Origin of the sequence: Geminicoccus harenae, from assembly GCF_019800005.1 — a bacterium.
Lineage (GTDB): Bacteria > Pseudomonadota > Alphaproteobacteria > Geminicoccales > Geminicoccaceae > Geminicoccus > Geminicoccus harenae.
In genome coordinates, this window is record NZ_JABGCL010000020.1 from 76,559 (window position 1) to 102,300 (window position 25,742).

Consider the following 25,742-nt stretch of genomic DNA (forward strand, 5'->3'; position numbering starts at 1 on the left):
CGTCATTGCGTCGGGCCATTCGGCGGCGTCCTGATCAGCGCCGTCGTTGTGTCGAGAAGCCGATCGGCTTGATCGCCGCGGGGCGGCCCCCGCCGCCCGGCGGCTCGTTCGGGTCGTCCGGGGGCTGGGCCTGCGGGTCGCGCTGGCGCCCGGTGCCGAGTGCCCGGGCGAACCGGTTCACGGGCCGGCTGCCGGATTCGCCCACCGTGCCCGGCCGGCGCAGGCGGAACAGGAGCGGATCCTCGCCCTCCGCCGCAGGCACGGCCCGCTCCGGCCGGGCCGGCTCCGCGGGCGGGGGCTCTGCCGGCGGCAGGACGGGTGCGCGCGGCTGGTGGACCGGTCGTGCCGGCACGACCGGCTCGGCCGGTGCCGCCGCGGGCGGCGGCACCGGCGGCGCTGCGGCAGCGGGGGCGGATGCCCGCGTCGGCAGCGGCGGCAGGGAGGGGGCCGCCGGCGGCGGGACGATCCGCTCCAGGAACGGCAGCCGCCGCCAGCGGAGCGCTGGCGGGTCCTCCAGATAGGTGATGGGCGGCCGGTCGACATCCTCCAGCCGGGGCGGCGGCGGTGGTGGTGGCGGCGGGGAGGAGGGTGCCTCGGCCGGCGGAGGTTCCTCCACCGGAGGTGTGGGCACCGGCGGCTCCTCGACCGGCGGGTCGGGCTGCGGTTCGGTCTGCTCCTGCGCCTGCTCGGCCGCTTCCGGGGCGATCAGGTGAGTGGGCATGGTCGGCGGTGCGGCTGCCTCTGCCGGCTGGAGGGCTTCTGCCAGCCATGCCTGGCAGGCCGGCAGGGCTGTCAGGGCCCGGAAATAGCCGGTGGCGACCGGGTCGGCGGCCAAGGCCTGGCGGAGCACGCGGCCCAGCAATGGGGCCAGCATCGCATCGGCACCGCTGAACGTCCCGAACAGGAATGGCCCGCCGGCAGCAGCCAGGTGCCGGTGCCGGTCGACCAGGCGCTGGAGACGGCGCAGTTCCCCGGTGAGCCTCCCGATCGCGCGCGGCTGCGGCAGCAGGCCGGCCGCCTCGCCCGCTGCCAGTGCCTGCAGCTGCGGGAAGCCATCCGCCGCCTCGGCCGCGACTGCCCGAGCTGCCGCACGGGCGGCCCGATCAGCCGGCCAGACCCCGGCATGGCGCTCGGCCAGATGTTCCAGGATCGGCAAGGCGCCCCAGACCAGCAGCCGGCCCGCATGGAGCAGGGGCACCTGGTCCGGGGGCGGCTCGACCGCGAACGGCAGCCGGCCGGCCACCGGCACCGGCCGGAACGGCGCCTCCTCGAAGGGGATGCCCAGCTGGCGCAGCACCAGCCAGACCGGGAGTGCCGGCGAGCCGGCCTGCCGGCTGCCCAGCATGAGCGAGGGTGCAGCCCCTTTCGTGCCGGCGGCCGCCCCCGTGGCCATCATCCGAGGCTTTCGGGCATGGGCAACTGGCCGGCCCGCGCCTCGATCTCGGCCAGCGTCGGCTGGGCGCTCTGGGCTCCCAGGCGCTCGCAGGCGAGCGCGGCGCCCACCGCGGCACGGTGCAGCGCCAGCTCCAGGCCGAGGCCACGGTCCAGGCAGGCGGCCAGCACGCCGGTGAAGGCGTCGCCCGCACCGGTGGTGTCGACCGGATCGACCGGCAGGGCACCGACCTTCAGCAGCTTGCCAGCCTGCAAGGCGATCGCACCCTTGGCACCCAGCGTCACCACCACGGCGAGATCGCGCCCTGCCACCAGCCGTTCCGCCAGGGCTCGGGCATCGCCGTCGCCCGCACCGGCGCGGGCGGCGGTGCGGGCCTCCAGTTCGTTCACCACCAGCAGGTCCAGCGCATCCAGGACCTCGCCCGGCAGTGACGTGGCCGGTGCCAGGTTCAAGATGGTCCGGGCACGTCTGGCCCTGCCGCGCAGCAAGGCCCGGAAGCTCTCCTCCGTGCGGATCTCGTTCTGGCAGAGCAGCGTGGTGCCGGGCCCGAGCAGCTCGTCCGGCACCTGGCCGGCATGGGTGTCGAGATTGGCGCCGGATGCGACGATGATCTGGTTCTCGCCGTGCGCGTCCACCCCGATCACCGCAACCGCCGTGGGCCTGGGCGACACGGCCAAGCCCGCCACCTCGACCCCGGCATCGGCCAGGAGCTGGCGGACCACCGGCCCATAGGCGTCGTCGCCGACATGGCCGATGAAGCGGACCTCCGCCCCGGCCTTGGCCGCGGCGGCCGCCTGGTTCGCGCCCTTGCCGCCGGGCGCCATGGTGTAGGACGGGCAGAGCACGGTCTCGCCCGGTGCCGGCAGCGTCTGCACCGGGAACAGCAGGTCGGCGTTGATCGAGCCGGGAATGATGATCATGGCCGCATGCCTCCGCCCGCGCCTTGCCCGATCGATCCCCAGATCCGATCGATGCAGCGCCGGTGATGCCGCCAAGCGCGCGGCCTGTCCAGCCATGCCATGCGGGGGCATCCGCCCGCCAGATGCCATGGGCCGGGGCATGTTCTCCGATACGAAGATTTGCCCGGCATTCATTTCCGGTTAACCGGATGATGCTAGAGAATGATGCGTGACGGCGGGGCCGGCGGGCGGCTGGGCGAGGGCTGGGCCGGCCAATCGCCGCACCCGGTTGCCAGGAAAGGGTGCCGCCGGCAGTTGGACCGTGCCGGCCGGGGCCGTTCCGCGTGTGCGGCTCCGTGGGCCGGCAAGGACTGAGTTTGGGGGAGAAGGACGATTCTATTGGACCGACGCCGCTTCGTCGCTGGTGCCACCGGCCTTGCCGCCGCGGGCGCGCTGCCCCCGCTGCTGGCGGCGGCACCGGCCCGGGCCGAGGCGAAGTTCCGGCTGTTCGACGCCATGCGCTTCGTCGGCAAGCCGGACAATCTCGTGGCCTGCGGGCTGACGCCGATCCGGGTCGTCTATGCCTACGAGTTCTGGCCGAGCCGCAACTGGGACGAGCCGGACCTGGACCATGTCGAGACGAAGCTGGTGCCCAAGCTCCTGGGCGAGGGGCACGACCGGATCGTCCTGGACATCGAGCACTGGGAAGGCGACGAAGTCGACAAGTTCGTCCAGATCATCGAGCACATGCGCAAGCTCATGCCGAAGGTCCGGCTGGGCTACTACTCGATGGTGCCGGTGCGCGACTACTGGGCCTTCCAGCCCGGCCGGGAAGGGCGGCTGGTCGTCTACCGGCAGAAGGTCCAGCAGTGGCAGAAGCTCGCCGATGCGGTCGACGACCTCTATCCGACCCTCTACGCCTACTACAAGGACCGCGACGGCTGGATGCGGATGGCCGACGGCATGCTCGAGGCGGGCCATGCGATCGGCAAGCCGATGTATCCGTTCCTCTGGCCGCAATATCACGACCACAACCGCAAGCTGGAGCTGGCCCTGATCGAAGGCGATTTCTGGCTGCAGCAGCTGGACAAGGTGAAGGACAGCGGCTGCGACGGTGCGGTGCTGTGGGGCACGATCGCGCCGGAGCGGACCACGCCGGACGGCAAGCGCGCGCGCCTGAAATGGGACCCGGCGGCGGACTGGTGGCTGCAGACCCGGGCGTTTGCCCAGGAGGCCGGGCTGGCGGACAGCACCTGCACATGACCCGCTACCGGCTGGATCCGGCGATCGAGGCCTGGCTCCGGGAGGGCGAGCGGCTGGCTTCGCTGCCGCCCGGCGCCGGGATCGACGAGCAGCGCCGGGCCTATGCCCGGGCCTGGCGGCATTTCGGCAGGCCGCACCCGCCGGGCCTGGTGACGGAGGATCGCCGCTTCGGCGACCGGCCATGCCGGGTCTACCGGCCGGCGCGGCCGCTGGGTGGCGGCATCCTGTGGTTCCATGGCGGCGGCTGGGTGGTGGGCGACCTCGACAGCCATGACAGCGTGGTGGCGGACCTGGCGGATGCGGCCGGCTGCGTCGCGGTGGCGGTGGACTACCGGCTGGCGCCCGAGCACCCGTTCCCGGCCGCCTTCGACGATGCGCTGGCAGCCTATCGGGCGGTGCGGGCTGCTGCCGCCGAACTGGGCATCGCACCTGACCGGCTGCTGCTCGGCGGCGACAGCGCCGGCGGCAACCTCGCCGCCGCAGTGAGCCAGGCCTGCCGGGACCAGGGCCTGGCCATGCCGGCGGGGCAATTGCTGGTCTATCCGGCCCTATGCGCCGACGACACGCTGCCCTCGCGCACGGCGATGGCCGACGCGCCTGGCCTGTCCGCCGCCGACATGCGCCGCTACCTCCAGCTCTATCTGGGCCGCCCCACCGAGCCCGCTGACCGCCACGATCTCCGCCTCCATCCAGGCGAGGCCGCCGACCCCGCCGGCCTGCCGCCCACCTTCCTCACCGCCGCCGAGTACGATCCGCTGGCCTCCGACATGCTCGCCTATGCCACGCGCCTGCGTGCTGCCGGGGTCGCGGCCGACGCGGTGGTGGAAGCGGGACTGCCCCATGCCTGGCTGCGCGCCCGCCACGTCGCCGCCCCGGCCGGTGCCGCCTTTGCTCGCCTGGTGGCGGCCGCGAGGCGCCTGAGCTCGGCCGACGGCAGCCGGCCATGGGCATGACCCGTGGAGGCAACCGGGGGACCGGGCGCTCGCCCCGTCACCGAGTTCGCCCGGCACCTCCCGGCGATGGTGGGCACTTGCGCCGTCCAGGTGCATGCGCCCCTGTGGATACAGCAATTCCTGGTCCGATCCTGGCACTCCGCGCGGCCCGAGATCGCTCCCGCAGTGCGAGCAGGGATTCCCTGGAGCGGTTTCCGATCGGACTGAGGCGGTGGGATTATCAAAGGGCTGAGGATGTGATTCGAGCTGCTGGCCGGTAGGGAGACTGGCAGAGGAATGTCGAAGGCGCTGTCGGTCGATCTTCGCGAGCGGGTGGTGCGGGCCGTATCGGCAGGCGCGTCGTGCCGATACGGCCGCGGCACGCTGTGGGGGGCAGTGCGTCGAGTGCCATCCGCTGGTGTGCCCGGCTACGCGAGACGGGTTCGATCCTGCCCGGGGCACTGGGTGGCGACCGACGCTCGTCGCGGATCGAGGCGCATGCAGCGCTGATCCTGCAACTTGTGGATCGCACGCTCGACATTACGCTCGGTGAGTTCAGGGCGGCCCTGGGGACCTCCTGCTTGATCCGCGATGTGGTGGTACGGTGGTGGCGTAACGGCCCGGACCCCACGGGCGGAGGCCCGCCAGGGAGCGCCGCGTCATCAGCAATGGTCAGGGGGGCGCGTTCCGCCGTCCGGCTGGGCCGCCAACGGCTATGACAGCCGCGTGTTCGAGGATCCGATCGATGCCGTGCCGCCGGTCCGGCAACGGCGCGGGTGACCTTCGGCAGCGTCCGGCCAGGCTTCACGCGGACGAGGCTGGTGACGTGCCACGCTGCCGCGAGGCTCGGCGCCGGCGCCGGATCCAGCCTCGGATCGCCCGGCCCGGGGTGAACAGCAGCGAGCGCTCGGGCCGGCATCGCCGGGTCGTGGCGCGCACCCTGTTCCGGTTCAGCTGCTTCCGCCGCCTGACGGTCCGGTACGAGCGGTGCGCCGATGATCACGAGGCCTTCTTCCGGCCCTCCTCGTCCATTGGAGCTACATCGTCCGCCTGTCCTCGTTGACCTCCTGCTCCAGCCGGGCTCTGAGCCGCTTGCGCTCGCCACGGGAGCGGATCTGGCGGGGGGTGACCGCCTGCGGGCTGAGCCAGGTCGAGCCATCCCGGCGATGGAGCGTGTAGCTCTGTTCGGCTGCAACCAGCAGGTCTTCGGGTCCATAATGGGCGATGACGGTCACGCGGATCGCTTCGATCGCGTCGATGGCCGGGATGGCGGCCTGTTCCTCAGGGGGCCGCCCCGCCCGGATGGCATGGTGCAGCATGGCGCGGAACGTGCCCATGTCCCGGATGCACCCGGGGTCGAGCGGGCCCTGGCGTGTCCACAGGTTCAGATCGGTGGGCCCCTGCCACTCCTCGAGGTCCTCGATCTCGGTGACGGAATGGCTGGAGGCGCCCTCCGCCGTGGTCAGGTCGAGGAGGAGGCTCCGGATATAGATGGCGCCCTGGCTCAGGTTGCTGACTAGGCAGCGGGCATCGAGGCCCGATCCGCCGCCGACGCTGATCAGGATATTGGCCTGCCGCTGGCGACGGTAGCTCGAGACGAAGACCTGAAGGTAGGCGATCCAGACGAGCAGCATGGCGAGATTGAGGACGACATTCACCGCCTCGCTGTGCTCGCTCAACCAGTTCAGCATGAGTCCCCGGGTGCTCGTCGATCTTGCCGGACGGGAGGATGGCAGGGCTCCAGCGCCCGGGGCAGACCGGTCCGGTGGCAGTTCCAAGGAGTGCGTGGTGCCTCGGAAAGGCGGGCGACCACATCCCTGCTCATCGGCCTCCTGGCGCAGGCGCCGTGTCATGAGATCGTTCGAGACGCGCCCCGGTCAATGCCGGCGGGGAACATCCAGCCGGCTTCCCGGTTGAGGACCAAAGGACCTGACCCATGGCACAGCCAACCGATGGGGCCGACGGCGCGGCCAGCACTTCAGGCGCAGAACCGATCCGCGAGCCCGAGGGCCGGACCGAGATCATCGAGACCTCGTACGAGATCGGGCAGCACAACATCGCCCGGAGCGGGTTGCTGTCGTTCGACATCCACCAGGTCGTCTTCGCCGTCTCGGCGCTCGCGATCGTCGCCTTCACCTTCCTGACGATGGCGTTCCAGAACGAGGTCGAGCCGCTGTTCGTCGGCCTGCGCGACTGGCTGACCGCAACGCTCGACTGGTTCTTCCTGCTGGCCGGCAACATCTTCGTCCTGCTCTGCTTGGCCCTGATCGTCACGCCGCTGGGCAGCGTGCGGCTGGGCGGGCCGCAGGCCACGCCGGACTACAGCTACGTGTCATGGTTCGCCATGCTGTTTGCCGCCGGCATGGGCATCGGGCTGATGTTCTACGGGGTTTCCGAGCCTTTGGGCCATTTCAGCGCGGCCTTCGGGGGGGTGACGACCGATGCGGCCGGGGTCCGCACCGACTGGGCCCCGCTCGGGGGTGCGGAGGGGGACCCGGTGGCCGCCCGGCGGCTCGGCATGGCGGCGACGATCTTCCATTGGGGCCTGCACCCCTGGGCCATCTACGCCGTGGTAGCGCTGGCACTGGCGCTCTTCTCGTTCAACAAGGGCCTGCCGCTCACGCTGCGGTCCTGCTTCTATCCCATCCTGGGCGAAAGGATCTGGGGCTGGCCGGGGCACGTGATCGACATCGTGGCGATCCTCGCCACGATCTTCGGCCTGGCCACCTCGCTGGGGATCGGCGCACAGCAGATCGCTGCTGGCCTGAGCTTCCTCTTCGGCTTCCCGACCTCGAACGCGGCGCTCGTCGTCCTGATCATCGTGATCACCGCGATCGCGCTCGGATCGGTGATGGCCGGGCTGGACGCCGGGGTGAAGCGCCTGTCCGAGCTGAACCTAAGCCTGGCGGCACTCCTGCTGCTGTTCGTCATCCTGGCCGGCCCCACGCTCGACATCCTGACCAGATTCGCCACCAATATCGTGGCCTATGCCGCGTACCTGCCGGCGCTCGCCAACCCGTTCGGGCGGGACGACGACAATTTCCGGCATGGCTGGACGGCCTTCTACTGGGCCTGGTGGATCAGCTGGTCGCCGTTCGTGGGCATGTTCATCGCCCGGATATCGCGGGGGCGCACGGTGCGGCAGTTCCTCGTGGCGGTGCTGCTCGTCCCGACCATGCTGTCCGTCCTCTGGATGACGGCCATGGGCGGCACCGCCATCAGCCAGGTGCTGAACGGTGGCTTCACCGGCGCGCAGGAGGCTCCGCTGGAGCTGCAGCTCTTCGCCATGCTGACCCGGCTCCCGCTGACCTTCCTGAGCTCGCTGGTGGGCATCGTGCTCGTGGTGGTGTTCTTCGTCACCTCGTCGGACTCAGGCTCGCTGGTGATCGACACGATCGCGGCCGGCGGCAAGATCAACGCGCCCACGCCCCAGCGCGTCTTCTGGGCTACCTTTGGTGGGATGGTGGCGATCGCGCTGCTGCTGGGTGGCGGGCTGGCCGGGTTGCAGGCGATGGCCGTCTCCACGGGCTTTCCGTTCGCGCTCGTCCTGCTCGGCGCGTGCTATGCCATCCTGCGGGGCCTGATGAACGAGCCCCGCCGATCCGGGCCGGCAACGCAAGCTCGCCCGGACGGGTGAGACAGCAGCGCAGGCGGACGGGTGCAGCCGGACAGAGCGGCCGGCCTGCCGGCTCAGCGTGCGGCGGCCGCCAGGGGGCTTTCGGTCTCGCGGATCGGCAGGTGGACGAGGGCGCTGAAGGCGCCGACGCCGACGCCCACCCACCAGACGGTGTCGTAGCTGCCATAGGCGTCGTAGAGCCGGCCGCCCAGCCAGACGCCCATGAAGCTGCCGAGCTGGTGGCTCAGGAACACGATGCCGTAGAGCGTGCCCATGTAGCGCAGCCCGTAGAGATGGGCGACCAGGCCGGAGGTGAGGGGGACGGTGGCGAGCCACATGCTGCCCATCACCGCAGAGAAGATCAGCACGGTGGCGGGGGTCATCGGGGTCAGGATGAACCAGGCGGCGATCAGGGTGCGGCCGGCATAGATCCCGGCCAGCAGGTATTTCTTGGTGAAGTGCTTGCCGGCCCAGCCTGCCAGCAGCGTGCCTGCGATGTTGCCGAGGCCGATGATGGAGATCGCGACCGCCCCCAGCGCGTTGGTGGTGGTGACCCCCATGGCGTGCAGCACGCTGCCGAGCATGATCGGCCCGCAGCTCTCGGCCACGAAGGCCGGGAAATGGGCGGTGATGAAGGCGAGCTGGTAGCCGCAGGAGAAGAAGCCCAGGAAGATCATGGCGAAGCTCGGGTCGCGCAGGGCACCCAGCACCACGCTGCCCATGCTTTCCTGCAGCTCCGCCCTGGAGGCGGGGGCAGGGGTGCGCATCCAGGGGAGCACCACCAGCACCGCCAGGATCATCGCCGCGAATACCAGGAACACGTGCTGCCAGGGCATCGCTGCCAGCAGGCCCTCGGCCAGCGGCGGGCCCAGCACCTGGCCGGCGGAGCCGGCGGCGGTGACGATGGCGAGCGACATGGAGCGGTTCTCGGCCGACGAGGCCCGGCCCACCACGGCCAGCACCACGCCGAACCCGGTGCCGGCCACACCCAGCCCCACCAGCACCTCGTAGAGCTGGTGCTGGATCGGCAGGGTGGCGCCGGCCGAGAGGACCAGGCCCAGCGCATAGGCGAGCGCCCCCAGGACGATCGCCTTGCGGTCGCCGATCTTCTCGGCCAGCGCGCCGAACAGCGGCTGGCCGAAACCCCAGGCCAGGTTCTGGATCGCGATGGCGAGCGAGAACTCGGCGCGGGGCCAGTGGAACTCGGTCGCGATCGGCAACTGGAACACGCCGAACGAGGCGCGGATGGCGAAGCCCACCAGCACCACCAGGCTGCCGGCTAACAGGACAGGGGTAATGAGGGGGGCACGCTGGAGCATGGCGCCTCTTTGCGCGGGCGGGATGCCCTGTCAACTGACGGTGCGGACAGCATCGCGCCGCGCTGCCAGGGGGCCATGCGACGGGACCGGGCCTGAGCCCTGCCTGTGACATCCCGCCCCTGGCCGTGGTGCGGCCGCGGGCGGAACGTCCGCCCCCTGCTGGCGTTGCGCGTCCGGATCAGCGACCCGTCCGGACCTCGCGGAGGCAGCGATGGACATCGACATCCTGATGTTCGTGGCCATCGGCTTCTTCGCCCAGATGGTCGATGGCGCGCTCGGCATGGCGTTCGGCGTGCTCTGCTCGTCCAGCCTGATCGCGTTCGGCCTGCCGCCCGCGATGGCGAGCGCCTCGGTCCATGCGGCGGAAATCGTGACCACCGGGATCTCGGGCGGCTCCCATGTCTGGCACCGCAACGTCGACAAGCGCCTGTTCCTCAAGCTGGTCGTCACCGGCGTGGCGGGGGGTGTGGTGGGTGCCTACCTGCTCACCGGCCTGCCGGCCGACATCGTGAAGGCCTTCGTCGCCTTCTACCTGGCCGGCATGGCGCTGCTGATCATCGACCGGGTGCGCGGACGGGTGCACCAGGGCTTCAGGCCGCCGCCGCAGGTCCTGGGTGCCGGGGGCGGCTTTCTCGACGCGATCGGGGGCGGCGGCTGGGGGCCGATCGTGGCGTCGTCGCTGATGGCCACGGGCGGGGAGCCGCGGCGCTCGATCGGGTCGGCCAACTGCGCCGAGTTCTTCGTCACGGTGGCGATCTCGGCAACGTTCATGCTGCATCTCGACCTGGCCGAGTATGGCCGGATCGTGCTGGGGCTGGTGATCGGCGGCGCGCTCGCGGCACCGCTGACCGGCTGGCTGATCCGGATCATGCCGCAGAAGCTGGCCCTGGGCCTGGTCGCCAGCGTAGTGTCGGCCCAGGCCGCCATCAGCCTGTACAGCTTCGTGTGGGCGTGACCTCCGGGAACGAGGGTAGAGCCGCCCGACGCGCGCGACGGACGGGGCCGATCCCGCCCCAGCGGGCTACCTCGCCTACCGTCCAGCGCTTTGCCGGATCGGCCACGGTGATGTTTTCCAGCGCCGAATGGCCGGCCTCGGTGCGGACATGCTCGACCACCTCGTCCGTGCGCAACCGGGCAAGGTCGATCTCGGTCCAGCCGGAGAACAGGACCAGGGCAGCCTCGTCGCTGACGAAGCGGCGGTAGTCGGCGAATTTGGCGCTGGCCTCCGCGTCGGTCTCGCCCGGGATCAGGGGCACGAGGCTGAAGATCCGGATCGCGGCCGAGTTGCGTCCGGCCTCGGCAGGCCGGGCCCGGATGCTTTCCACCCGCTTGGCGATCACGCCTGCCGAGGGGCCGGACACGAACAGCATTCGGCCTGGTGTGCGGCGAACGCCCGGCCCCTGGTCGAGGAGCCGGCTTGGTAGAGCACCGGCGTGCGCTGCGGCGAGGGCTCGCACAGATGGATGGCGTCCACCCGGGTAGTGCCGGCCCTCGAAGCTGACCTTATGGACCTTAGCGGGATCGGCGAAGATGCCGCGGGACTTGTCGCGCAGGATGGCATTGTCCTCCCAGGAGCCTTCCCAGAGCCGGTAGACGACCTCCGTGTACTCCTCGGCCAGGTCGTAGCAGTCGTCATGCGCGGTCTGGCGTTCCCTGCCCTGGCCCTTGGCGGCGCTGTCCAGATAGCTAGGCACGATGTTCCAGCCGATCCAGCCCGGGTCAGGTGGTCGAGCGTCGACATGCGCCGGGCGAAGGTGAAGGGCGGCTCGTAGGGCAGGGTCGCGGTCACTCCGAAGCCAAGGTGTCGGGTGACCGCCCCCATGGCCGAGATCGGCATGAGCGGGTCGTTCACCGACACCTGGACGGCGTTGTGCAGGGCGGCATCGGCATTGCTGCCATAGACGTTGTAGGTGTCCAGCACGTCGGCCAAGAACAGGCCGTCGAACCGGCCGCGCTTCAGGATCTGGGCGAGATCGGGCCCGTATTCCAGCGCATGGTAGTCGGCGAGCGGTCGTCCGGATGACGCCAAAGGCCCGGCGACTGGTGGCCGATGCAGTTCATCTAAGGCGTTGAGGCGGATCTCGCGGCTCACGGCATCCCGATCACGCGGTATCGTGCCGGGTTGGCGGCACGCCAGGTTGGTGGGGAGGTTGCCGGCACCGAGGTGCCGGCCTTCCGGTTCATCCGGTGGTGCCGGGCGCCTTGTGGATCGGGTCGACCCAATGGACGGTCTCGGGCTGCTCGACGGTCGGGATGTCCAGGTTGACCACCACCGCCTCCTGGTCGCTGCGCACCAGCACGCATTCCAGGGGCTCGCTGTCGCTGGCGTTGATCTCCTGGTGCGGCACGAAGGGCGGCACGTAGATGAAGTCGCCGGGTCCCGCCTCGGCGGTGAACTCGAGGTTGTTTCCCCAGCGCATCCGGGCCTTGCCGCGCAGCACGTAGATCACGCTTTCCAGCTCGCCATGGTGATGGGCGCCGGTCTTGGCATGGGGATGGATGGTGACGGTGCCGGCCCAGATCTTCTGGGCGCCCACCCGGGCGAAGTTGATCGCGGCGGCACGGTTCATGCCGGGCGTCTGCGGGGTGTTGGTGTCCAGGCTGCTGCCCGGCACCACCCGCACGCCGTGCTCGCGCCAGTCGATCCTGGTCTCGTCGCTCATCGTTTCCTCCGGCCCTACCGTTTATCGCCTGGTCCGCCTGGCCACTTCCGCCCGCACGATCGGCAAAAGCTCGCGGCCATACTGCTCGGCATCCTCCAAGGGATCGAAGCCGCGGATCAGGAAGGTGGTCACGCCCAGATCGTAATAGGCGAGCAGCGATTCTGCGACCTGCTCATGGGTGCCGACCAAGGCGGTGGTGTTGCCGCGCGCGCCGGTCGCGGCGGCGATCGCGGTCCACAAGCGCTGGTCGACCACCGTGCCCTGGGCTGCCGCCTCCAGGAGGCGCTGCGGGCCGCGTTGGCCGGATCGGGGGCGGCGCCCAGCATCGCCTGACCGCGCACCCGCTTGGTCTCGGCCAAGATCGCCTCCGCCTTTGCCCAGGCCGCCGCCTCCGTGGCCGCCAGGATCGGCCGGATCGACAGGCTGAATCTCGGGCTTTGGCCATGCGGGGCAGCGGCCGCACGCACTTTTGCGACCGTTTCCTCCACCTGGGCCAGTGTCTCGCCCCAAAGCGCATAGATGTCGGCATGGCGCCCGGCGACCTCGGTCGCCGCGTCGGAGGAGCCGCCGAAATAGATCGGGATGTGCGGCTGCTGGACAGGCTTCACGTCGGAGAACGCGCCCTTGAACCGGTAGTAGCGGCCCTCGTGGTCGACCGGGCGATCGGCGGTCCAGATCCGCTTCAGGATGTCGACATATTCGTCGGTGCGCGCGTAGCGCTCGGCATGGGAAAGATAGTCGCCGTCCTTCTGCTGGTCGGCATCGTCGCCGCCCGAGATCACGTGGATTGCAGCACGGCCGCCGCTCAGCCGCTTGGTAGAGCACGGGCGTGCGCTGCGGGGAGGGCTCGCACAGATGGTAGCCCGGCACCTGGAAGAAGCGGCCCTGGTGCCCGATCTCATGGACCTTCTCCGGGTGGGTGAAGACGCGGTTTTCCCGGCCCCGGACGACCGGGCCGTCCTCCTAGTTAACTTCCAGCAGCTTGCCCCACAGGCCCGGCGACTGGTGGCCGACGCAGTTCATGGCGAAGGCGTTGAAGCGGATCTGCCTGGTCATCATGGCTTCCGTCGTCGGCACGCAGCGGCATGCACCTTCATGCAGCCCCGGCTTGCCGCGCTCCGGCTCCGGCTCCGGCGTGAAAACTATAAAAGCTATTATTCAGGGAAGAATTGGTGGCGCGCGGCTGCCTACGCGGGCGTATCAGAACCTCACGTCCTTCGGTGGGTTCGGGCAGATGCGAACTGCGCCATAGCTATTCCGGCAAAGCCACTTTCGGCAGGGAGACGACCTGTTGTCCAACACCGGAAACGAGCAGAACCATGTTGACGATGTCCTGGCAGTAACCGGGGGCAGTCGTGGCATCGGCGCGGCGATCGTGCGGGCTGCGGCAGCTCGCGGTTATGCCGTCTGCTTCAGCTATCGTGAGGATGCGGCCGCTGCGCAGGCATTGCTGGAGGAGCTTCGCACGAGCGGCGCGCGCGTCCACGCCGTTCGAGGTGATGTCGCCGATCCTGGCTTCGCCGCCGTGCTCTTCGACGAGGCTACGGCCATGCTCGGGCCGCCCACGGCCGTGGTCAACAATGCGGGCATCACCGGCCGGATCGGCAACTTCGCGACCCTGCCGCTGGAGGTGCTCCGCCGCACGATCGACGTGAACCTGCTCGGCACGATGCTGGTGGCGCAGGAGGCCGTGCGGCGGTGGCAGGCGGCCGGGATCGCCGGGCGCCTCGTCAACATCTCGTCGATCGCCGCCACCCTCGGCGCACCCGGCGAGTATGTTCACTACGCGGCCACCAAGGCCGCGGTGGATGCCCTGACGGTCGGTCTCGGCAAGGAAGTCGCTTCCTCGGGCATCCGCGTCAACGCCGTGGCACCCGGCACCGCCTTCACCGACATTCATGCTGCCGGCGGCGATCCCGATCGGCCCGCGCGCGTCGCCTCGCGCGTGCCCATGGGGCGGATCGCCCAGCCGCAGGAGATCGCCCATGCGGTGCTGTGGCTGCTGTCGGACGAGGCGTCCTACCTGACGGCAACGGTGGTGCGCGTGTCGGGAGGCGTCTGAGTTCTCGAACTCGCCGTGCCCCAATCGGTGGAACGGCATGGGCAACAGCCGAGAGGGATCGGCCGTCAGCTCGTCCTGGACGGCTCGATGCCGACCTGGGTCGAGGTGGGCTTTCGAGAGGCCTTGGATGCCAGTTGTGGTGAGGGTCAGTTCTACTGGATGTCGCAGACGACCTGATCAGCCTCGACACCGTCCAGCCGCCCCCGGAATGGCTACCTGGGGCGGTTCTGCGTGTGAGGGCCAGTGTAGGGGCTCTGCGTCAACGAGCGAAACAAACTAATGCTTTTCAACACGTTGGCCGCAAGGAGTGGCGGAAGCGGTGGGATTCGAACCCACGAAAGGTTGCCCTTTGGCGGTTTTCAAGACCGCTGCCTTCAACCACTCGGCCACGCTTCCCTGCCGCAGCGACGCGCATACGGTGCCAGCGCCGGGGATGCAACTGGGCTCAGAGGTCGAAGCTGGACGGGGCGATGGTGGGACGGGCGGCGCGCCAGTTCGGGCGGGTGCGCAGGGCATGGAGGCCGGACAAGCGTACCGGCTCCTCCAGGATGCAGCCGGCGACCGCGTCCAGGGCGTCGTCGCGGCTGTCCCGGTCGGGCAGCCATTCGCGCATCTCCTGGACGAAGCCGCCCTGCCACACCTCCTCGTGGACGTGGAGGCGGCCGGAGGCGAGAAGCGGGTCGAAGGCGTCCAGGATCCGCTGGACCTTGCTGCGGCTGGAAACCCGCTCGATCACCGCGCAGCCGGTCCGGGCGCGGGCGACCGCCTGGCGCAAGAGGGAGGGCAGGAAGCGGCCGATGCCGTTGGTCTCGATCCGGATCGCGGGCTGGGCCATGGTATCGGCGAACGTCACGACCTGCTGGCAGAGCTGCGCCGCCTCGTCCTGCTCGGCGACGCGGGCGGGGTCGTGGGTCAAGTAGCGCAGGCCGTGCAGCCAGTAGTCGCCGGCCTCGCAGACGAACACGCAGGCGACCACGGAGGCGTCACCCTTTTTCGGCGCGCCGAAGGCAGGGTCCCACCAGCAGGTGGCGGACACCATGCGCCGGCCGCCGATCGTGAGCACGGTCTCGCCATTGCTGCTGGCCAGCTCGATCTCGCCCCGGTAGCGGCGCATCCGCTCGGGCTCGAGGCGCACCTCGTGGACATGGGTCGGCTCCAGCAGCATCTGCGAGCGGAACTTGGCGGGGCCGGTCTGCTCGCGGATCCGCCGGACCACGTCCGGCGGGAATCGCTCGGGCCACACACAGCTGCCGTCCTGCGGGTCGAGGAGCGGGATGGCCAGGCGCCGGTAGCCGGCCAGGAACGGCGCCGCCTCCTTCAACTCGGCCCGGGCCTGTTCGGCATAGAGCGAGTAGAAGCTGTGCGGCGTGCCGACATAGAGGATCGTGCCCTCGGGCATCAGGATGTAGTCGAGCTCGCGCAGGCACTCGCGCAGCTCCTCGCGCTTGCCGGGCGTGTCGGAGGTGTTGGGCACCTCGACATCGTCGCAGATCACGACGTCGGCGCGCAGCCCGGTCAGGTTTCCGGTGATGCCGCGCGAGCACAAGGAGGGGTCGCGGAAGTCGTGGGGGCGGGCGACGGTGAACCGGTCGGCCGCCCACTGCTCCTTGCGGTCGGGCAGGAGATGCTCGCAGAACGGATGGCGCTCGATGACGCGGCGGACATTGCGCGCCATCTTGTCGGCCAGGTTCTGCTCGGCCGACAGCACCAGGATCCGCAGGTCCGGGTTCTCGGCCAGGATCCAGGCGCAGAACTGGCCGACCAGAGTAGACTTGCCGGCATTGCGGAACACCATCAGCAAGAGGCGCCGGTCGCCGCCGCGCCAGCACGCTTCCAGCCAGTCCGTCATCCGGACATGCAGGGCCGGGGTCGTGCGGCCCTGCAGCCGGTTATAAACCCAGACGAACTGGCGAAAGCTGCGGCGGCTTGGCATGGCGGCGGATCCGGACGCGGATGGGGTGGGCTCAGTCCAGCAGGGAGCCGCCGGCCAGGCCGCCGAGCACGCGGGCACCCTGGCCCAGCACGCTGCCCTGCTGGTCCAGCAGGTTGTTGCGCTGGCGCAGCGCGGCCTTTGTGTCGTTGCCCTGCAGTGCCAGCCGGGCCTCGGCGTCGGATTCGGCCTGCTCGGTGCGGGCCTGGCGCTTGAGGCCGCTGGCGATCGCATCCGCGGCACCCCGATAGGAGCCGATCCCGGCCGAGCCGGCGCGGGCGCGAGCACTGGCCAGCGCCTTGGCGAGTTGCTGCTCGCGCTGACGGCGCTCGATGCTCTGCCGGAGCTTGATCTCCTGAGCGTTCTGGACCCGGTCGGCTTCGATCAGGTCGTTGGCCCGGCTCTTCTTCTGCTGGCCCAGCAGCGCGGAGAGGCCGAGCGTGGCGAGGCTGGTTGCGGCACCCATCAGTCGATCACCTGCAGTTGGTGGGACACGGAAAGGAGGGTGAAGGGGGAGGGCTCGTCCTGCGCGATCCGCCAGGGCGTGGTCTCGATGCCGCGCCGCCAGCCGAGCACCCGGACCGCATGGTCCCCGGTGAAGCCGCCGGGCACGGCCGGCAGGGCCTGGGCGACCGGGCCGCTGCCGAGATCCAGCCGCAGCGCCAGCGTCGTGAGCAGGCGGAACGAGAGGCGGACCACCCGGTAACGGGCATCCTGGACCCGGTTCGGCAAGGGCAGGGCACGCACCGGCTCGATCACATGGGTGAAGGCCAGGCCCACGACGAACGTGCCGACCGGCTGGGGCAGGACCACGCTGCCGTCGGTGACGACGGTGCGGCCCATCGGCCGGCCATCGCCGATCAGCCAGACCTGGCGGTCGTTGAACCGTTCCAGGCCCGCCCATACGGTGCGGGGCGTCGTGGCGGTGAACGTCAGGGCGCCGTCGACGCCCAGGGCATCGTCCAGATATTCCAGCGAAACCGTGCCGTTGCGCGACACCAGCAGCCAGGTACGGCCATCCAGATGGGTGACCGCGCGGACCAGGCCGTTGGTGGTGAGCCTGGACCAGGCGACGATGCCGTTCTCCCGGTCGATCGTGGCAGCGGCCATGCTGCCGTCGGCGCGCACCAGCAGGACGAGGCGGCGGATCGGGTCGAACGCCATGTCGACCGGGTCGGCCAGGAGATGGCGGGCCAGCACCGCCAGGTCGGCGGCCTGGAAGGCCTGCTGGTCGTCGGTGAACAGGAACTCCCGGAGCTCCTTGCCGCTGCGGCTGACGAACAGGGTGGCGCCATCGACCTCGACCGGCGGCAGGCTGCGGGCGACCGGCGAGCCGATGCCGGTCTGCTGGTCGGCGCGGATCGTGGCAGGCGTCAGCGGGTCGCCGGACAGGGCCCATTCGCCGACACTGGTGAACACCTGGAGCTGCCGGCCCGAGACCAGGGCGCGGATCGCGTGGTTGCGCTCGGTGCCGAGCCGGAAGCGGAACGCCTCGTCGTCCAGGCCGGTCCCCTCGTCGAAGTCGAAATAACGCCCGGTCCGGGACATCCAGATGGCATCGGGCAGGTCGCGCGAGCCGCCCACCACCAGCCGGTCCTGCCAGAAGCCGACGGTGATCGGGTAGCCATGCGCCTGGCTGAACGCCTGCTCGTCCCAGTCGCGCGTGGTCTGGCCGTCGTTCAGCGCCTCCAGCACCAGGCCGATCGCCTCCGTGGTGCTCTGCACGCTCTGGACCGTCACCTGGCGGCCCTTGATCCGCAGGCGCGTCCCGGCATGGAGTGCCGTGAACACGGGCGCTGACGCGGAGAGGGTCACCAGCGAATCGCGCGGGATCGGCTGGTCGGCCGCCAGCCCGGTCTTCACCGGCTGGAGCGCCACCTCGTCCGCGGCGAAGCGGGCGAACGGCTCGCGATAGGGAAAGGGTGCCGGCGCACCTTGCGGGATGGCGAACGACCATTTGCGCAACTGCCAGCCGCCCGAGGCCAGCCGGACGAGCTGGCGCGGCTCCAGGTCGGGATGGCAGATCAGCAGGCTCTCGCCGAGCCGGGCGAACGAGAGCTGCGGCACCTGGAGGCTGCTCCAGTTGGCCGCGGCCGGCGTGTTGGGCGTGGCGGCGACCGCGTCGCCGATGATCACGTCGACCTTGAACGGGCCGAACGCCAGGACGGCACCGCCATCCGCCCCGTCGAAGGGGACGAGGCGCATGCCGCCCGGCACGTCGGTGGACCGGCGCATGCCGGGCCGGCGGGTGACCCCGCCCGTGACCTGCACCACCACGTTCTCCAGCAGGGCCGCACCCTTGGCCAGCGCGTCGAGGTCGGAGCGCCCGACCAGGCGCGGGTCGAGCTCGCCCGCCGTGAAGCCGGTCTTGATCAGGGTGACCGCGCTCATCCGAGGCGGGCCTCGATCAGGGTGAAGTCCTCGAAGCGCCGGGGCGTGCTCTGCTGGCTGTCGACCAGCCGCGCCTGGCGCAGCTCCAGGTCGGCGGCACGGCGCAGGACCTCGGCGCGGCTCGCACTCTCGGTCACCGGCAGGCAGAACTCGGCCGCCAGCCGGGCCACCAGGGCCGCGGCGAAGAAGGCGGGGTAGTCGCTCTCCGGCGTGCGGCGCTGGTAGGTCAGCGTGACGGCGCGCTCGTCAGTGAACAGCGCGGTGCCGAGCACCCGGTATTCCGCACCGCGGCCACGCCGGTCCGAGCCGGCGGAGATGACCCGGAGGCAGTCGGCCGGCAGCATGTGCCGCCAGGCGAAGTCGGCGGATCCCGCGGCGGCGGGCTCGCTCAATGCCGCCTGGGCGATCGAGAAGCTCCAGGGATGGGCGCTGACCAGCCCGTCGCGCACCAGGCCATAAAGGCGGAACGCCACCGTGGCCTCCGCGCTGCCGTCGGCGAACGACCCGATAGGGGTGGCACCCAGCCGTACCAGGGCCTGCGAGCAGAGATCGACGTCGCTGTACGCCATGAGCTTGTCCTCGAGCTGGCGGTGGCCCGGGAGGCCGGCGGGCCTCCCGGGTCGATCGCAGCCGCCTTGGCCGGTCAGTCGGAGTTCAGCACGCCGAACTGGACCATGTTGGAGATGTCGACGATGCCGGACGCATTCGCGACGACCACCATCATGCCGTGGGTGGGTGAGGTACCCAGGCCGGCATTCAGCATGATGAAGTCGCCGACCCGCAGCATCTTGGCCGCCTGGTTGAAATAGCCGGCATTGTCCACCGCGGTCGCAGCGTCCGGGGTGCGGTAGTGCCAGAGCGTGAAGCCGTTGGCGTAGGACAGGACGCTGAGGTTCTCGGATTGATAGGCCATCGGTTCAGTCCTCCAGGCACGGCATCGTCACGACGCCCGCGGTCTCGATCAGCACGGCACCCTGGGACATCGAGGAAGCGACGAAGTGGGCGGCGCGGTCGCCGTGCCAGCTGATGTCGGTCTTCACGTCCTGGCCGATGGCATGGCCCATCGCCGACTTGTGGTACCAGAAGCAGCTGCGCCTGGTGCCCTCGAGCGGCAGGCCCGAATGCGGGATCCAGGTGGTGCCGAGCCACATCTTCGCCTGGGTGCCCTTCCAGGGCAGCTCGGCATCGCCGATGAACTCGGAGTTGGCGAACTCGGCCAGGTTCAGGAGTTCGGACCACTGCTTCCAGCCGACCACGGCGAAGCGCTGGCCGTCGTCCGGCACGTCGTTGGCGCCCAGCATCTCGAAGGCCTTGAGGACCTTGGCCTTGGTCAGGCCGTCGGCATCGGTGCCGGCCACCTGGGACGAGGTCTTGAGCGCGTTGATGATCAGCTCGTCGGTCTTGCGGCCGAGCGCGAAGGCGCCGGCATTGGCGAGCACGCTGCGCTCGTCGATGTTGGTCTTGAGCTCGTCGAGCTGGTCGACCCACTCGCCGGCATAATAGTCGAAGAGGCGGGCCTCGACGGTGGCGAACTCCACGTTCATCACCGGCACGACGCTGTTGCGCCCCTTGGTGGTGGCAGTGCCGCGGCCGACCTTCTGGAAGACGGTCGAGCTGCCGACGACGCCGTTCTTGACCCGGATGGTGTGGCGGAGCTTGCTGCCCTGCCGCTGATAGGCCTCGTGCACTTCGCGTTCGAACTGCTTGACGAAGGCCTGGTCGATCGAGGTGGACATTGGTGGTCCTTCCTTGTCGTTGGTCGCCGCGTGGCCGTGCGCGCGGGTTGTCCGGACCGCAGGGGACCGGGCCTTGGCGAAAAGCCGTCGCTGGTTGAAGCCATGGCGGGCAGGCGGGCCCCGCTTGCGGGGTTGTCCGCCCGGCCGCCGCCGTGGTCCCGGGCGCGGGATGCCCTTCTGGCGATCAGCCGCCGTAGAGGCGGCGGTAGCCGTCGGTCACCCGCGCCACGAAATCCTTGTCGCGGTCGCGCCAGTAGCGCGGGTCGCGCATCATCTGGGCCAGCCGGTCGGGGTCCGGTGCCCCGGTGGCCGGGTCGCCGCCGGCCACGATCTCCGGCTCCTTGGCGCGCATCATCGCGTGCAGCGCCATCACCCCATCATAGGAGCGGGCGAGCGTCTCGTAGGTCGCCCGGTCCAGGTGGCGCTCGCCGAACGCCTTGAGCTGCTCCGCCACCGCGGCGAACCGCTCGGGCCCGCCGAACTGCTCCGCCAGGCGGGCCCGGCCGGCCTCGGCCGCGCGCAGCCCCTCGAACTCGGCCAGCGTCGCCTCCACCAGGGGGGCGATCCGCTCGGCGGCCAGGTCGTAGACGAGCTGGGCCTGCCGGTTGGTGAAACCCGCCTCGTGCAGCCGGGCATCCAGCTCCCGGTCCTGCTCCAGCCACTCGGCCTTGCGCTCGATCTGGTAGTCCGCCGGATCCTTGGGCCGGCCCAGCACGGCGAGCAGCCGATCGCGCGCCGCCGGGTCATCCGGGTCGTCCGGGGCCGGCAGCATCGAGCCGATCTTGCGCTCCAGCGCCAAGTAGCTCTTCAGGAGAATGTCGGCGCGGAGCTGGCCGTCCGGCCCGCGGAACTTCTCCGGGATCCCGGGCTCGGCCGCCTCCGGCAGGGGCAGGGGCTCCGTCGGCGGTTCCGGCTCGGGCTCGCCGATCGCGGGTGCCGCAGCGTCCTGCGCCGGCTCGTTCTCGATCTGGTCCTGTTCCATGGCGGGAGGTCTCGATCTGGTCGGTGGGGAGGGCGGTCAGCGGCCGAGGCCGCGAGCCGCCAGGGACTGGAGGTGGGCCACCAGGCAGCGCTGGCCCTCGAGGTGCCGCAGCTCCTGATCGCTCGCCTGGGGCGGCATGCGGCGCAGGAGATAGGTGCGCTCCAGATGGTCGAGCAGCCGCCGGCCCTCGGGCGAGGCGAACACCTTGGCCGCGCAGCGGGCCAGCTCGTCGCCCGTGCCGCCGGGCAGTGCCAGAGGCTCGCTCATGGCAGCACCTCGCGCAGGAACTCGGCCTGGAAGGCATCGAGCAGGCCCTGCTCGCGGATCAGCTCGGCCGGCACGCCCAGCGTGTGGCCGAGCCAGCGCGCGGCGCCGGGCAGGTCGACCACGCTCGCGGCGTGGTCGCCCATCTGGCGCACGCTCTCCAGCCAGAGCAGGGTGTTCTGCACGTCCTGGCGCGACTGGCGGCGGGCGAGCGGCGACTGGTAGCGCAGCTCCACCATGCGCCCGTCCAGCCGGACGTCGGGGATCTCGCCGCGCCGGGCCAGGATGGCCAGCCCGCGCGCCACCAGCGGCGTGAGCAGCTCCGCCTGCAGCCGGCCGAACACGGCGGCCAGGAGGCGGGTGGTCTCGGCCGAGCGCTCCAGGACCTCGGTCGCGGTCATCCGCGCGTTCTGGACCGGGCCCAGCCGGTCCACCAGGAGGGTGTGCCGGATCCGGGCGCGCAGATCGTCCAGGATGAGCTGGCTGACGTCGAACCGTCCGGGCATCTCGAGCGGCTTCAGCCCCTCCGAGCCCACTGCCTTTGGGATGATGCTGCCCGGCACCAGCTTGATGTTGGCCGGGTTCAGGACGCCGTCGTCCTCCGCCAGCCAGATGCCGGTCACCGCGATCGACGCGTTCTTGAGGATCAGCTCGACCACCTTGTTGGCAGTGCGCACGTCGGGAAGGGCCGTCATCATCGGCGAGCGGCCATACACCTCGCCCGCGGTCTTCACCCAGCGGAAGGTGATAAAGGGCGAATGCTCGAAGCGGCCGTCCGCCAGCAGGGCCATCGCGCGGCCGGACCCGTCGTCGTCGGTGAGCCAGGCCCGGTAGTCGAAGCCGGTGCCGCCCGGCACCACGGCCTCGATCACGCGGCAGGGCTGCTCGCCATTGCCGGCGGCGAGATCGGGCGGCAGCACCGCGTCCGGCCAGCGGCTACGCAGGCCTGCCAGCGGCAGGGTGCTGGTGCGGAAATGGCCGACGACGGCGCCGTCCACATCCTCCTCGATCGCCATTTCGGTCGCCGGGATGGCGGAGAAGCGGAAGGGCGAGGGCCGGCCGGCCGGCGCCTCGGCGAACAGCAGGGTCGCGGTGCCCAGCGTCACCAGGTCGAGAAAGGCCTGGTGGATCTCCACGGTGAAGTTGGCATGGTCGAAGGCGCCCTGCAGCCGGGCGGCCACGGCCTCCAGCGCCTCGGTGACCATCGGCCGCTCGGCAGATGCCACCTGCGGGCCGGCGCGCAGGCCGAACCAGGGCGAGCCCGGCGGGGTGAGCTCGCCCAGGAGCGAGGCGGCGAGCTGCTCGACCGCATCGGCGGCGGTGGCATCGAACAGGCGGTCGCTGCCACGCCCGGGTGCCGCCTCCAGGCCCGGCATGCGCTGCGGCATGGTGAAGGCCAGGCAGTCGCGCCAGACCGGCTCGAAGGGCCGACGCCGTTCGCGCGCCCGGCGATAACGCAGGTCGAGTTCGAGGTCGACGGGGGGCATCGCTTGGGCTCCGTGCTGGGGGCCGATCCGCGCAGGTCAGTGAATAAGCTTATATTCCTATAACTTTAGGAACGTCAAGCGGCGTGACGGGTCCAGCCCTCGCGCAGCAGCAGGGAATGTAGCTGGTAAGGTGTCCAAGCTGATCGACCACCCAACCCGAGCGCGCGCTTGACGACCTCGACGCAAGTAATGGGCCGCGCGCGCAGTGAGCTGCGCGGGAACTCCCGCGTCCAGCCACTGAGAACGATACGGCCAGTGTGGATATAATACTCGACGGGATCGATTTCTTCCGGCAGGTCTAGCCAGGCGAGTCGAAGGTCCTGCAGCAGCGGATCCAGTAGGATCCAGCCCCGTTCGGCCCGAATCAGGCAGTAGCAATGGCGGAAGCCCGGCTTCAGCCAGGCGAGCCAGCGGCAGTCGGACCGGTCTTCGAACACGACGATCGCGGGGGCTGACCCGGGCTCTGCCATGGGTGTGGGCTCTCGAAAATTAGGATCATGAGCCTAGTGACAGGACCGCGCATCGTCAAGATGATGTTCCTAGTGCAGTAGGATCTTTATTTGTTTGCTCGGAGCTGGTTCCTATGATGACGCATGGCGATGTCTGGGTGGGGATCGACCGCCTGGCCGCGAAGAACAACTACTCGGCCTCCGGGCTGGCCAAGCGCGCGGGGCTGGATCCCACCACCTTCAACAAGAGCAAGCGCGCCACCAAGCAGGGCAAGGCCCGCTGGCCCTCCACGGAGAGCATCGCCAAGATCCTCGAGGCGACCAACACCACCATGGCCGAGTTCGTGGCCCTCATGGACGGGAGCGACGGTGCCGCCGCACCGCCGGTGTCGCGGCGGCTGCGCTCCTTGCCGCTGGACCGTGCCCAGGGTGGCCAGATGTTCGACGCCTCGGGCTTCCCGCAGGGCAATGCCTGGGAGGATGTCGACTTCCCCGGCCTGGAGGACGGCCACGCCTTCGCGCTGGAACTGACCGAGGACGTGTCGCCTGCCTGGCGGCGCGGCGACCTGCTGGTGGTGTCGCCCTCCTCCTCGATCCGCCGCGGCGACCGGATCGTGCTGGCCGACCGCAAGGGCACGCTCCACCTGGGCAGCCTGTCCCGGCGCACCGCGCAGCGCGTGGTGGTCGACCGCCCGGACGGACAGGAGGCGAACTTCGCGATCGACGAGGTCGCCTGGATCGCCCGGATCGTCTGGGCCAGCCAGTAGGCCAGGCCGACCTTGCCCACCAGCCTCCGGGCATCGGCGGCTTCCTCTCCTACCGCAACGCTCGCCCTTCTGCCGTGCTTCCCGACCGGTACTGTACGGGGCTTCTTCGGCCTCGACCGGGCCTGGCCCAGCCCCGGCTGCTTGACCTTCCTGCGGCTGGCAGCCCTATCCCCTGAGCCGGATGCAGCGCAGTGGCCGTTCGACGGCCGCTGGTCCGAGGAGGCCAGCAATGGCAGGCGAAGCCCGGCACGGCGTCGGCAATGGTGTCGGCAATGGGCACGCCGCCCATGACCATGGCCATGCAGGACACCGGCCCGCCCCCGCGGCCGCGCCGGACGATGGTCGGGTACAGGACCCGGTCTGCCACATGATGGTCGACCCGCACCGCGCCGCCGCGACCGCCGAGCATCGCAGCCATCTCTATCATTTCTGCTCCACCGGATGCCGGGCGAAGTTCGCAAGCGACCCGGAGCTTTATCTGACCGGCGATGGCAGCCGTGCCGGACCGGCGCCGCAGCCGGCAGGCACGATCTATACCTGTCCGATGCATCCCGAGATCCGGCAGGACAGGCCCGGCGGCTGCCCGATCTGCGGCATGGCGCTGGAGCCGGACGTGGCGAGCGCTGCGGCCGGGCCCAATCCGGAGGAACTGGCCGACATGACCCGGCGGTTCTGGATCGGCCTGGTCCTGGCCCTGCCGGTATTCCTCCTGGAGATGGGCGGCCATCTCCTGCCGGTGGTCCATGGCCTGGTGCCGCCGAGGGTATCGATCTGGATCCATTTCCTGCTCGCGACGCCGGTGGTGCTCTGGGCCGGCTGGCCGTTCTTCACCCGCGGCTGGGCCTCGGTCCGGACCGGCAACCTCAACATGTTCACCCTGATCGCGCTCGGTACCGGGGTCGCCTGGGGCTACAGCCTCGTCGCGACCCTGGCACCCGGGATCTTCCCCCAGGCGTTCCAGGCACCGGATGGCACGGTCGCCGTCTATTTCGAATCCGCCGCGGTGATCACCGTGCTGGTGCTGCTGGGCCAGGTGCTGGAGCTGCGGGCGCGCGAGCGGACCTCCGGGGCACTTCGGGCGCTGCTCGACCTGACGCCCAGGACCGCGCGGCGGATCGCACCGGACGACACCGAAGCGGAGGTGCCGCTCGACGCGGTGGTGCCGGGCGACCGGCTCCGGGTGCGCCCGGGCGAGAAGGTCCCGGTGGACGGCATCGTCGAGGACGGCCGCTCCTCGCTCGACGAATCGATGGTGACCGGCGAATCCATGCCGGTCACCCGCAGCGCCGGCGACCAGGTCATCGGCGGCACCCTCAACCAGACCGGCACGCTCGTGCTGCGCGCCGAGAAGGTCGGGCGCGAGACGGTGCTGGCGCGCATCGTGCAGATGGTGGCCGACGCCCAGCGCTCGCGAGCCCCGATCCAGCGGCTGGCGGACCAGGTGTCGGGCTGGTTCGTCCCGCTGGTCGTCCTGGTGGCGGTCCTGGCCTTCGTCGCCTAGGCCGGATCGACATTCAGGAACGTATGGCCCGCCCCGTCTGCAAGTGGTTTTGTGCGTTCTGTCCTGATCCGTCTGCACCAACGTATCC

The 25,742-nt window shown here is 70.4% G+C and carries 22 protein-coding genes, 1 tRNA gene and 2 pseudogenes; 7 read left to right on the forward strand and 18 right to left on the reverse strand.

The window, feature by feature from the left end; genetic code table 11:
• Positions 1-34 precede the first annotated feature (34 nt).
• Positions 35-1,396: a glutathione S-transferase family protein gene (locus HLA95_RS18290; protein WP_222184089.1), complete on the reverse strand. Its 1,362-nt coding sequence runs from the start codon at positions 1,394-1,396 to the stop codon at positions 35-37.
• Positions 1,393-2,313 carry a PfkB family carbohydrate kinase gene (locus tag HLA95_RS18295; RefSeq protein ID WP_222184091.1) on the reverse strand — a complete coding sequence of 307 codons (921 nt, stop codon included), beginning with the start codon at positions 2,311-2,313 and terminating at the stop codon, positions 1,393-1,395. The genes HLA95_RS18290 and HLA95_RS18295 overlap by 4 nt, the downstream gene beginning before the upstream one ends.
• A gap of 378 nt (positions 2,314-2,691) precedes the next feature.
• On the opposite strand from HLA95_RS18295, the gene HLA95_RS18300 reads away from it, so the two are divergent.
• Both HLA95_RS18300 and HLA95_RS18305 read left to right on the forward strand, forming a co-directional pair.
• Positions 2,692-3,555, forward strand: coding sequence for a hypothetical protein (locus HLA95_RS18300; RefSeq protein WP_222184092.1), 864 nt, complete (start codon positions 2,692-2,694; stop codon positions 3,553-3,555).
• A complete protein-coding gene (locus HLA95_RS18305) occupies positions 3,552-4,508 on the forward strand; it encodes an alpha/beta hydrolase (RefSeq protein ID WP_222184094.1) in 957 nt (318 codons plus the stop codon). The genes HLA95_RS18300 and HLA95_RS18305 overlap by 4 nt, the downstream gene beginning before the upstream one ends.
• Positions 4,509-5,524: 1,016 nt before the next feature.
• On the opposite strand, the gene HLA95_RS18310 is transcribed toward HLA95_RS18305, so the two are convergent.
• Positions 5,525-6,178, reverse strand: coding sequence for a hypothetical protein (locus tag HLA95_RS18310; protein ID WP_191058306.1), 654 nt, complete (start codon positions 6,176-6,178; stop codon positions 5,525-5,527).
• A 245-nt stretch (positions 6,179-6,423) separates the two neighbouring features.
• Between HLA95_RS18310 and HLA95_RS18315 the strand changes: the two genes are divergently transcribed.
• Entirely contained in the window at positions 6,424-8,124 is a 1,701-nt protein-coding gene (locus HLA95_RS18315; RefSeq protein ID WP_191058305.1) for a BCCT family transporter, read from the forward strand.
• 53 nt (positions 8,125-8,177) lie between these two features.
• Here HLA95_RS18315 and HLA95_RS18320 read toward each other — a convergent pair whose 3' ends face one another.
• Positions 8,178-9,422: an MFS transporter gene (locus HLA95_RS18320; protein ID WP_191058304.1), complete on the reverse strand. Its 1,245-nt coding sequence runs from the start codon at positions 9,420-9,422 to the stop codon at positions 8,178-8,180.
• 211 nt (positions 9,423-9,633) lie between these two features.
• Here HLA95_RS18320 and HLA95_RS18325 point away from each other — a divergent pair, with 211 nt between their 5' ends.
• On the forward strand, positions 9,634-10,377 hold the full coding sequence (locus HLA95_RS18325; protein WP_191058303.1) for a sulfite exporter TauE/SafE family protein: 744 nt from the start codon (positions 9,634-9,636) through the stop codon (positions 10,375-10,377).
• On the opposite strand, the gene HLA95_RS28365 is transcribed toward HLA95_RS18325, so the two are convergent.
• The 3 genes and pseudogenes from HLA95_RS28365 to HLA95_RS18340 form a co-directional block, all read right to left on the reverse strand.
• Positions 10,349-11,116, reverse strand: a complete 768-nt coding sequence (locus tag HLA95_RS28365; protein WP_255513123.1) for an LLM class flavin-dependent oxidoreductase — start codon at positions 11,114-11,116, stop codon at positions 10,349-10,351. The two genes, HLA95_RS18325 and HLA95_RS28365, sit on opposite strands and share 29 nt — an antisense overlap.
• 486 nt (positions 11,117-11,602) lie before the next feature.
• The gene (locus tag HLA95_RS18335) at positions 11,603-12,085 is read right to left on the reverse strand and encodes a cupin domain-containing protein (RefSeq protein ID WP_191058302.1); all 483 of its coding nucleotides are present in this window, start codon (positions 12,083-12,085) and stop codon (positions 11,603-11,605) included.
• 21 nt (positions 12,086-12,106) lie between these two features.
• Positions 12,107-12,933 (reverse strand): annotated as a pseudogene (locus HLA95_RS18340) (LLM class flavin-dependent oxidoreductase); the annotation flags it as partial.
• A 443-nt stretch (positions 12,934-13,376) separates the two neighbouring features.
• On the opposite strand from HLA95_RS18340, the gene HLA95_RS18345 reads away from it, so the two are divergent.
• Positions 13,377-14,147, forward strand: a complete 771-nt coding sequence (locus tag HLA95_RS18345; RefSeq protein ID WP_191058301.1) for an SDR family oxidoreductase — start codon at positions 13,377-13,379, stop codon at positions 14,145-14,147.
• A gap of 308 nt (positions 14,148-14,455) precedes the next feature.
• Here HLA95_RS18345 and HLA95_RS18350 read toward each other — a convergent pair.
• The 11 genes from HLA95_RS18350 to HLA95_RS18400 form a co-directional block, all read right to left on the reverse strand.
• Positions 14,456-14,543: transfer RNA gene (locus HLA95_RS18350), tRNA-Ser, on the reverse strand.
• Between the two features lie 49 nt (positions 14,544-14,592).
• Entirely contained in the window at positions 14,593-16,080 is a 1,488-nt protein-coding gene (terL, locus tag HLA95_RS18355) for a phage terminase large subunit (protein WP_191058300.1), read from the reverse strand.
• A 31-nt stretch (positions 16,081-16,111) separates the two neighbouring features.
• Positions 16,112-16,543: a hypothetical protein gene (locus HLA95_RS18360; protein WP_191058299.1), complete on the reverse strand. Its 432-nt coding sequence runs from the start codon at positions 16,541-16,543 to the stop codon at positions 16,112-16,114.
• Positions 16,543-18,468 carry a phage tail protein gene (locus tag HLA95_RS18365; protein ID WP_222184096.1) on the reverse strand — a complete coding sequence of 642 codons (1,926 nt, stop codon included), beginning with the start codon at positions 18,466-18,468 and terminating at the stop codon, positions 16,543-16,545. Before HLA95_RS18365 ends, HLA95_RS18360 begins: the two co-directional genes overlap by 1 nt.
• Positions 18,465-19,037, reverse strand: a complete 573-nt coding sequence (locus tag HLA95_RS18370; protein ID WP_191061924.1) for a phage connector family protein — start codon at positions 19,035-19,037, stop codon at positions 18,465-18,467. The genes HLA95_RS18365 and HLA95_RS18370 overlap by 4 nt, the downstream gene beginning before the upstream one ends.
• Positions 19,038-19,111: 74 nt before the next feature.
• On the reverse strand, positions 19,112-19,381 hold the full coding sequence (locus HLA95_RS18375; RefSeq protein WP_191061923.1) for a hypothetical protein: 270 nt from the start codon (positions 19,379-19,381) through the stop codon (positions 19,112-19,114).
• A 4-nt stretch (positions 19,382-19,385) separates the two neighbouring features.
• Entirely contained in the window at positions 19,386-20,204 is an 819-nt protein-coding gene (locus tag HLA95_RS18380; RefSeq protein WP_191061922.1) for a phage capsid protein, read from the reverse strand.
• Positions 20,205-20,388: 184 nt separating this feature from the next.
• Complete coding sequence (locus tag HLA95_RS18385) at positions 20,389-21,186, reverse strand: capsid assembly protein (protein ID WP_255592059.1); 798 nt, start codon at positions 21,184-21,186, stop codon at positions 20,389-20,391.
• A 36-nt stretch (positions 21,187-21,222) separates the two neighbouring features.
• Positions 21,223-21,453 (reverse strand): Bbp19 family protein, encoded by a 231-nt coding sequence (locus tag HLA95_RS18390; protein ID WP_222184098.1) that lies wholly within the window; start codon positions 21,451-21,453, stop codon positions 21,223-21,225.
• Positions 21,450-22,937, reverse strand: a complete 1,488-nt coding sequence (locus HLA95_RS18395) for a portal protein (protein WP_222184100.1) — start codon at positions 22,935-22,937, stop codon at positions 21,450-21,452. Before HLA95_RS18395 ends, HLA95_RS18390 begins: the two co-directional genes overlap by 4 nt.
• Before the next feature lie 74 nt (positions 22,938-23,011).
• Entirely contained in the window at positions 23,012-23,407 is a 396-nt protein-coding gene (locus HLA95_RS18400) for a hypothetical protein (protein ID WP_191061535.1), read from the reverse strand.
• Positions 23,408-23,520: 113 nt separating this feature from the next.
• Here HLA95_RS18400 and HLA95_RS18405 point away from each other — a divergent pair, with 113 nt between their 5' ends.
• Together HLA95_RS18405 and HLA95_RS18410 are read left to right on the forward strand one after the other, a co-directional pair.
• Complete coding sequence (locus tag HLA95_RS18405) at positions 23,521-24,153, forward strand: helix-turn-helix transcriptional regulator (protein ID WP_191061536.1); 633 nt, start codon at positions 23,521-23,523, stop codon at positions 24,151-24,153.
• A 229-nt stretch (positions 24,154-24,382) separates the two neighbouring features.
• Positions 24,383-25,651 (forward strand): annotated as a pseudogene (locus HLA95_RS18410) (HAD-IC family P-type ATPase); the annotation flags it as partial.
• Between the last annotated feature and the right edge of the window lie 91 nt (positions 25,652-25,742).

Excerpts from the sequence above, each read along its gene's own strand:
- HLA95_RS18320 (WP_191058304.1), bottom strand. The coding sequence starts at position 9,422 with ATGCTCCAGCGTGCCCCCCTCATTACCCCTGTCCTGTTAGCCGGCAGC.
- HLA95_RS18360 (WP_191058299.1), bottom strand. The coding sequence starts at position 16,543 with ATGGGTGCCGCAACCAGCCTCGCCACGCTCGGCCTCTCCGCGCTGCTG.
- HLA95_RS18335 (WP_191058302.1), bottom strand. The coding sequence starts at position 12,085 with ATGAGCGACGAGACCAGGATCGACTGGCGCGAGCACGGCGTGCGGGTG.
- HLA95_RS18380 (WP_191061922.1), bottom strand. The coding sequence starts at position 20,204 with ATGTCCACCTCGATCGACCAGGCCTTCGTCAAGCAGTTCGAACGCGAA.
- HLA95_RS18390 (WP_222184098.1), bottom strand. The coding sequence starts at position 21,453 with ATGAGCGAGCCTCTGGCACTGCCCGGCGGCACGGGCGACGAGCTGGCC.
- HLA95_RS18325 (WP_191058303.1), top strand. The coding sequence starts at position 9,634 with ATGGACATCGACATCCTGATGTTCGTGGCCATCGGCTTCTTCGCCCAG.
- HLA95_RS18395 (WP_222184100.1), bottom strand. The coding sequence starts at position 22,937 with ATGCCCCCCGTCGACCTCGAACTCGACCTGCGTTATCGCCGGGCGCGC.
- HLA95_RS18405 (WP_191061536.1), top strand. The coding sequence starts at position 23,521 with ATGATGACGCATGGCGATGTCTGGGTGGGGATCGACCGCCTGGCCGCG.
- HLA95_RS18400 (WP_191061535.1), bottom strand. The coding sequence starts at position 23,407 with ATGGCAGAGCCCGGGTCAGCCCCCGCGATCGTCGTGTTCGAAGACCGG.
- terL (WP_191058300.1), bottom strand. The coding sequence starts at position 16,080 with ATGCCAAGCCGCCGCAGCTTTCGCCAGTTCGTCTGGGTTTATAACCGG.
- HLA95_RS18375 (WP_191061923.1), bottom strand. The coding sequence starts at position 19,381 with ATGGCCTATCAATCCGAGAACCTCAGCGTCCTGTCCTACGCCAACGGC.
- HLA95_RS18370 (WP_191061924.1), bottom strand. The coding sequence starts at position 19,037 with ATGGCGTACAGCGACGTCGATCTCTGCTCGCAGGCCCTGGTACGGCTG.
- HLA95_RS18315 (WP_191058305.1), top strand. The coding sequence starts at position 6,424 with ATGGCACAGCCAACCGATGGGGCCGACGGCGCGGCCAGCACTTCAGGC.
- HLA95_RS18295 (WP_222184091.1), bottom strand. The coding sequence starts at position 2,313 with ATGATCATCATTCCCGGCTCGATCAACGCCGACCTGCTGTTCCCGGTG.
- HLA95_RS18310 (WP_191058306.1), bottom strand. The coding sequence starts at position 6,178 with ATGCTGAACTGGTTGAGCGAGCACAGCGAGGCGGTGAATGTCGTCCTC.
- HLA95_RS18365 (WP_222184096.1), bottom strand. The coding sequence starts at position 18,468 with ATGAGCGCGGTCACCCTGATCAAGACCGGCTTCACGGCGGGCGAGCTC.
- HLA95_RS18290 (WP_222184089.1), bottom strand. The coding sequence starts at position 1,396 with ATGATGGCCACGGGGGCGGCCGCCGGCACGAAAGGGGCTGCACCCTCG.
- HLA95_RS18385 (WP_255592059.1), bottom strand. The coding sequence starts at position 21,186 with ATGGAACAGGACCAGATCGAGAACGAGCCGGCGCAGGACGCTGCGGCA.
- HLA95_RS18305 (WP_222184094.1), top strand. The coding sequence starts at position 3,552 with ATGACCCGCTACCGGCTGGATCCGGCGATCGAGGCCTGGCTCCGGGAG.